Source organism: Fuscovulum blasticum DSM 2131 (assembly GCF_003034965.1).
Classification (GTDB): Bacteria; Pseudomonadota; Alphaproteobacteria; order Rhodobacterales; family Rhodobacteraceae; genus Pseudogemmobacter; species Pseudogemmobacter blasticus.
The window spans coordinates 404311-410342 of sequence record NZ_PZKE01000001.1 but is presented as its reverse complement, the minus strand read 5'-3'; the positions used below and the strand labels follow the sequence as shown (position 1 = coordinate 410342).

Here is a 6032-nt window from a genome sequence, read left to right as displayed (position 1 = left end):
CAGTCGCCCCATCGCCAGACCGGGCGGCCCGGCTCTCGGCAGCCTCTGGCGCAGCAGGGGCCGTGGCATCCGCGGGCCGGGCCGGCACCGGGCGGACCGGCCGCGACAGGATCTGCGCGAAGGGCAGGTCCGCCGGAAACCCTGCCGGGCGGTCGCGCAAGGCGGCCGGTTCCGCGATGGCACCCCGCAGCGGTGCCGGTTCGGCCCGGGCAGCCGGCACGTCGGCGGATGCTGCGGCAGGTGCTGCAAAAGGTATGACGGAAAGCTGCACGTTCGCTGCATTATCGCTGTCGGTCCCCGCATCGCCATTTGCAGCGGGCCGGGACAGCAGCACCGGCCCATCAGCGGGCGCTTCCTGCACCATCCGCGTGGCAGAAATCGGAGGAACATCCGCTTCCAGCCCCGCAAGGCCTGGCGCGGGATCAGGGGGATCAAACACGGCCAACACCGGCATATCAGGCTGTATTTCAGCCATGTTAGAGACTGATTTGCTCTGAATCGCTCCCCCCTCTGCGCCCCGTCCGTTCGGCTCTGCCACCGGCAGCGGAAGGATCGCCACAGCCTGCGGCAGCATCCCGGCAACCAGACCCGGCAAGGCCAACAGCCCCGCGTCAACATCCACCGCACCGTCCAAACCCGGCTCAGGCAAGTCGATCAACCCCTCAAACCCCACCCCCTCCTCACCCCCACCCAGACCAAACCCACCCCTCGCCGTGGGCTCGGTTGGAAAGGGCAGCACAAAGGAAAGCGTAATGTCTGACATGGCCTGCGACTTCTGCCGGGTGTCCTGATTTTCGCGGGTGCAGGTTACCGGATGTTTACCGGCTGGCCCGCAGACTGCCGAAAATCCGAACGATCCGAAGGAGAATGCGATGCTTGCCCCGACCGGCCCTGTTCCCACGACACCCCCGCCCAACCCACTGATGCGCAAGGCGCAAGAGCTTGAGGCGGCCTTCCTGTCAGAGATGCTGCAACATGCCGGGCTGGACGGGGCGTCAGACAGTTTCGGCGGCGGCGCGGGCGAGGAACAGTTCTCGTCCTTCCTGCGGATGGAACAGGCCCGGCAGATGGTGGCCCATGGCGGAATTGGCCTGGCCGAGCAGCTTTTCCGCGCCATGGGCGGGGGGAAAGAATGACCGGCACACCGCTTGAAACCCTGCTGGAAGACACCCGAAAGGCGCTGTTCGCCGGCGATCTGGCGCGGCTTGCGGCGCTGGCGGGTGAAACCGAACAGGCCCTATTTGCCGGGATTGCCGCGGATGCGGCCACGGCCCCCCGCCTGCGCCAACTGGCCGAGGCAAACCGGCCGCTGCTGGCCGCGGCAATTCGCGGCGTGAAATCGGCGCAGCGCCGCGCGTCCGAGGTGGCCGGGCATGGCCGGTTCAGCACCTATGATTCCCGGGGCCAACGCGGGGTGATCGGCCCCGCCCCCACGGCTCCGGCCTGCCGCTGGTAGGAAAACTGTCTCAAACACGGCGAAAATCAGCCGGAAACAGCCAGACCAGATTCAGAGGTTGGTAACCACCGCAGCCACAACCTTGCCCTGCATCCCATGAGGGGGTGGCGCAGCGGGGATCAGCCCGCGCATCGGCCAGAACGTCGGAACAGCCGCGAAACGCGGCAGGTCTGCCCCGCGCAAAGCGCGAAGGGCCAAGAGAGGAACGTGTAAATGTCGTCAATTCTGACGAACACCAGCGCCATGGTCGCCCTGCAAACGATGAAGGGCATCAATACGAACATGAACAAGGTTCAGGCCGAAATCTCCACCGGCAAGACGGTGAATTCGGCCAAGGACAATGCAGCGGTCTGGGCCATCTCGAAGGTGATGGAATCCGACGTGAAGGGCTTCAAGGGCATCTCGGACAGTCTTTCGCTGGGGTCTTCGACCATTTCGGTCGCCCGCACCGCTTCGGAAAAGATCACCGACCTCTTGACCGAGATGAAGGGCAAGATCGTCGCCGCGCAACAGGACAACGTTGACCGGACCAAGATCCAGACCGACATCGCGAACCTGACCAAGCAGATCCAGTCGGTGGTGGGCGCGGCCCAGTTCAACGGGCTGAACCTGGTGGACGGGTCGCAGACCACCACGGTTGACATCCTGTCGTCGCTGGACCGCACGGCCACGGGGGTTACGGCAAGCAAGATCAGTGTCACGGCGCAGAACCTGTCAACCACGGCCGGCGCCGCGCTGACCAATGGCACGCTTTCGGCGGCCAGCGTGGTGACGGGAACCCCGGTCACGCTGAACGGCTTTACCTTCCAGGGCACCGGCGGGGCGCTGGCCAAGGACGCGCCGACCGCAAACCCGGCGACAACCACCGCGCTGATCGCGGGCGACACGATCACGCTGAACATCGGCTCGAAGACCGGGCGCTATGTGGTGCAAGAGGGGGACACGGCGGATTCGCTGGTGACCGGGTTGAAGAATTCGCTGACGGCGAATGGCCTGTCAGACACCGATTTCACCCTGACGCTGGCAAGCGGGGCGTTGACCGTGGCCAACAATACCAACAACGCGGCGGCGATTTCGGTTTCCGCCACGCGCGGCACCGGCGGGCTGGCCGGCCTGAGCACGCTGGATGTCTCGACCAAGACCAATGCCGCCACGGCCTTGGGCAATATCGAAGGGATGATCCAGACCGCAACCAAGGCGGCAGCCGAATTCGGTTCGGCCCAGACCCGGATCGACATTCAGGCCGAGTTCATCAGCCAGTTGTCCGATGCGCTGACCTCGGGGATCGGGTCACTGGTCGATGCCGATATGGAGGAGGCCAGTGCCCGGTTGCAGGCGCTGCAGGTGCAACAGCAACTGGGCATCCAGGCGCTGTCGATCGCGAACCAGCAGCCGCAGAACCTGCTGTCGCTGTTCCGCTAAGGCGAAACCAGGCCGGGGCCCGCGACAGGGCCCCGGTCCACGCCCCTGCATCGCCCTAGCCCCCGGAACATCCCGACATGAACCACATGACACAAACTGCCTATGCCCAACCCGCGGCCCCCGTCCGCACCGCGCGCGCCGTCGAATACGATGTGATCGCCCGCATCACCCAGCGGCTTGCCGCCGCCATCCGGGGCCGGAAGGACAATCATCCCGCCTTCGTGGCCGCCCTGTCCGAGAATGAACAGTTGTGGTCCACACTGGGCGCCGACGTGGCCCTGCCCGACAACAGCCTGCCGCAAACGCTGCGGGCGCGGCTGTTCTATCTGTATCGCTTCACGTTTGAACACAGCCGCAAGGTGCTGGCCGGTGCCGCCAGCCCCGAGGTTCTGGTCGAGATCAACACCGCCGTCCTGCGGGGCCTGCGCGGCGACGGGGGGGCGGGCGCATGAGCGGGCTTGTTCTCAAGCTGGGCCCGCATGAGCGGGTGCTGATCAACGGTGCCGTGATCGAAAATGGCGACAAGCGGTCGAAGCTGGCGATCATGACACCGAACGCCAATATCCTGCGGCTGCGCGATGCGATCCACCCGGAAGAGGCGAACACCCCGGTGCGCCGCGTCTGCTATATCGCGCAACTGGTGCTGTCGGGCGATGCCGTGCCCGACGATGCACGCCACCAACTGCTGCTCGGCATCGAACAGCTCAGCCAGGCGCTGACCGACCCGGACAGCCGCCGCCTGCTGGCCGAAGCAAGCCGCGCCGTCCTGGAGGAACAGCATTATCAGGTGCTCAAATCCCTGCGCGGCCTGCTTCCACGGGAAGAGCGGCTGCTGTCGGCGGGCCGGGCATGAGCTTCCAGCCGGTCATTCCGCTTGCGGGCTATGCCGGCTGGACGTTTCTCAAACGGACGATGGAAAAGCAGCAGGCGGCCTTGCAGGCGACGCCTGCCAACCAGCGGGATGAGGCCTATTTCCGGGCCAACATCGGCAAGGTGAACAGTGCCAAGGAACTGGTCGCCGACCGCCGGCTGTTGAAGGTGGCGCTGACGGCCTTTGGCCTTGAGGCGGACATCGACGCCAAGGCCTTTGTCCAGAAGGTGCTGGAAGGGGGAACGCTGAAGACCGATGCCCTGGCCAACAAGCTGTCGGACAAGCGGTATCAGGCCTTTTCGGCCGCCTTCGGCTTTGGCGATTATGCGACGCCGCGCAACAAGATGTCAGACTTCGCGGACAAGCTGCTGACGGCATACAACACCAAAAGGTTCCAAACCGCCGTCGGCACGCAGAATGAGGCGATGCGGCTGGCGCTGAATGCAGAAAGCGAACTGGGCAGTCTGGCGGCGAAGACCGGCAGCGAGGATGCGAAATGGTACACGATTCTGGGCAACAAGCCGCTGCGCAGTGTCATGCAAACCGCCCTGGGTCTGCCGTCAAGCGTTGCCGGCATCGACATCGACAAGCAGCTTGAGGTGTTCAAGGCCAAGGCGCGCAACACGTTTGGCGAGGCGACGGTCAGCCAGTTTGCCGAACCGGAAACGATGGCCAGGCTGGTGCGAACCTATCTGACGCGGAGCGAGGTTTCGACACAGGGCACCGCGCTGTCGGCCGCGAAAACCACGTTGCAGCTTCTTGGTAGATAGGTTCGGGTCTTGTCCTGCCGGACCACCACGCCGGCGCCAGACGACCAGATCCGGGCCGCAGGGCAGAACGGTTTTTTGCAGGCCAGGATCACGGCCCTTTCAGACAGCCCCAATGCCGGATGCGGGCCAAAGGTGACTGGCCGGTGTGCCCTGCCTTTCGGGGCAGTTTGAACAGCCGGTCAAGGCCCAAGGCAAGCGCGCAGGCGGGCAAAGCTGGACTCGGGCCCGCCGGCGGGGGCGTCTTCGGCAAGAAAGCCGTCCAGCGCCGGAAAAAGGCGCAGCGCCCTGTCAACCGCCGGATCGCTGCCCGGAACATACAGCCCGGCCTGCACCATCATTTCGGCGCGGTCATAGGCCGACAGCACACGCCGCGCATCGGCGATCAGGGCGTTTTCAGCGGCGCTAGCCGCCTCGGGCAGGCTGCGCGAGACGGATCGGAGCAGGTCGATCGCCGGATACCGGCCACGCTCGGCAATCTTGCGGTCCAGCACGACATGCCCGTCCAGCGTGCCACGAAGGATGTCGGCCACGGGTTCCTCCATGTCAGACCCGGCGACAAGCACCGAAAACACCGCCGTGATGTCGCCCGCGGTGCCCGCGCCCGGGCCTGCCCGCTCGGCCAGAGACATGATCGCGTGGCTGACCGAGGGCGGGTAGCCGCGAAGCGAGGCGACTTCGCCCGAGGCCAGCGCCATTTCGCGATGCGCCTCGGCAAAGCGGGTGACGGAATCAAGCAGCAGAAGGACATGCAGGCCCTGATCGCGGAAATGCTCGGCCACCGTCATGGCCGACAGCGCGCAGCGGCGGCGCATCAGCGACGACTGGTCCGAGGTGGCGGTGACCACGACCGAACGCGCCATGCCCGCCGGCCCCAGCACCCGCTGGGTGAAATCGCGCAGCTCGCGCCCGCGTTCGCCCACCAGCCCGATCACGGCCACATCGGCCGCAACACCACGGGCAAAGCGGGCCAGAAGCGAGGATTTGCCGACACCTGACCCGGCGAAAAGCCCGATCCGCTGGCCACGCACCAACGGCAGAAGCGTGTCAAACACCGCAACGCCGGTGGACAGCCGCCCCCCCAGCGGGCGCCGGAGGGCAGGGGCAGGCGGGGCCGCGTTCATGGAAAGCTGCCGCGTGCCGGGCAGAAGCGGACGACCGTCCAGCGGACGCCCCAGCGGATCAACGATCCGGCCCAGCCAGCCCATATCGGGGGCAAGCGTGAGCGGACCGACAAGTTCCACCCGGCTGCCAATGACCAGACCTTCGGGATCTTCCTCTGGCAGAACGGTGGCGCCCCGGGCCGAGATTCGAACGACCTCTCCCCCCAGCGGACCGGCGCCGGTTTCGGCAACCACACGGTCCCCCAGCGCGGCCACGGCCAGACCGTAGACCAGGAAGGTGCCCCGCGCTGATTCGGCCACCCGGCCCACGGCACGGGCAGGCTGGATGGTGGCGATCTGGGCCTGCAAAGACTGAAAAATTCCGGGCACGGCGATCTCACTTTGTTCCCTGA

Annotated in this window: 7 protein-coding genes and 1 pseudogene; 6 read left to right on the top strand and 2 right to left on the bottom strand. The window is 66.0% G+C overall.

All coding sequences use genetic code 11. The features are described 5' to 3' along the window. Positions 1-763, bottom strand: a pseudogene (locus C5F44_RS17735) (hypothetical protein); the annotation flags it as partial. A 109-nt stretch (positions 764-872) separates the two neighbouring features. On the opposite strand from C5F44_RS17735, the gene C5F44_RS02010 reads away from it, so the two are divergent. The 6 genes from C5F44_RS02010 (at position 873) to C5F44_RS01985 (ending at position 4519) form a co-directional block, all read left to right on the top strand. After that, complete coding sequence (locus C5F44_RS02010; protein WP_107671809.1) at positions 873-1136, top strand: rod-binding protein; 264 nt, start codon at positions 873-875, stop codon at positions 1134-1136. Next, on the top strand, positions 1133-1456 hold the full coding sequence (locus tag C5F44_RS02005; protein ID WP_107671808.1) for a hypothetical protein: 324 nt from the start codon (positions 1133-1135) through the stop codon (positions 1454-1456). The genes C5F44_RS02010 and C5F44_RS02005 overlap by 4 nt, the downstream gene beginning before the upstream one ends. Before the next feature lie 213 nt (positions 1457-1669). Continuing rightward, the gene (locus tag C5F44_RS02000; RefSeq protein ID WP_107671807.1) at positions 1670-2878 is read left to right on the top strand and encodes a flagellin; all 1209 of its coding nucleotides are present in this window, start codon (positions 1670-1672) and stop codon (positions 2876-2878) included. 86 nt (positions 2879-2964) lie between these two features. Then, positions 2965-3330 (top strand): flagellar biosynthesis regulator FlaF, encoded by a 366-nt coding sequence (gene flaF / locus C5F44_RS01995; protein WP_328588439.1) that lies wholly within the window; start codon positions 2965-2967, stop codon positions 3328-3330. Next, positions 3327-3731 carry a flagellar biosynthesis repressor FlbT gene (gene flbT / locus C5F44_RS01990; protein WP_107671805.1) on the top strand — a complete coding sequence of 135 codons (405 nt, stop codon included), beginning with the start codon at positions 3327-3329 and terminating at the stop codon, positions 3729-3731. Before flaF ends, flbT begins: the two co-directional genes overlap by 4 nt. Then, on the top strand, positions 3728-4519 hold the full coding sequence (locus C5F44_RS01985) for a DUF1217 domain-containing protein (protein ID WP_107671804.1): 792 nt from the start codon (positions 3728-3730) through the stop codon (positions 4517-4519). The genes flbT and C5F44_RS01985 overlap by 4 nt, the downstream gene beginning before the upstream one ends. 179 nt (positions 4520-4698) lie before the next feature. Here C5F44_RS01985 and C5F44_RS01980 read toward each other — a convergent pair whose 3' ends face one another. Beyond that, the gene (locus C5F44_RS01980; RefSeq protein WP_412917518.1) at positions 4699-6015 is read right to left on the bottom strand and encodes a FliI/YscN family ATPase; all 1317 of its coding nucleotides are present in this window, start codon (positions 6013-6015) and stop codon (positions 4699-4701) included. Positions 6016-6032: the final 17 nt, after the last annotated feature.

Bases quoted from the DNA above. Each gene is read 5' to 3' on its own strand.
- C5F44_RS02010 (WP_107671809.1), top strand. From the start codon at position 873: ATGCTTGCCCCGACCGGCCCTGTTCCCACGACACCCCCGCCCAACCCA.
- C5F44_RS02005 (WP_107671808.1), top strand. From the start codon at position 1,133: ATGACCGGCACACCGCTTGAAACCCTGCTGGAAGACACCCGAAAGGCG.
- C5F44_RS02000 (WP_107671807.1), top strand. From the start codon at position 1,670: ATGTCGTCAATTCTGACGAACACCAGCGCCATGGTCGCCCTGCAAACG.
- flaF (WP_328588439.1), top strand. From the start codon at position 2,965: ATGACACAAACTGCCTATGCCCAACCCGCGGCCCCCGTCCGCACCGCG.
- flbT (WP_107671805.1), top strand. From the start codon at position 3,327: ATGAGCGGGCTTGTTCTCAAGCTGGGCCCGCATGAGCGGGTGCTGATC.
- C5F44_RS01985 (WP_107671804.1), top strand. From the start codon at position 3,728: ATGAGCTTCCAGCCGGTCATTCCGCTTGCGGGCTATGCCGGCTGGACG.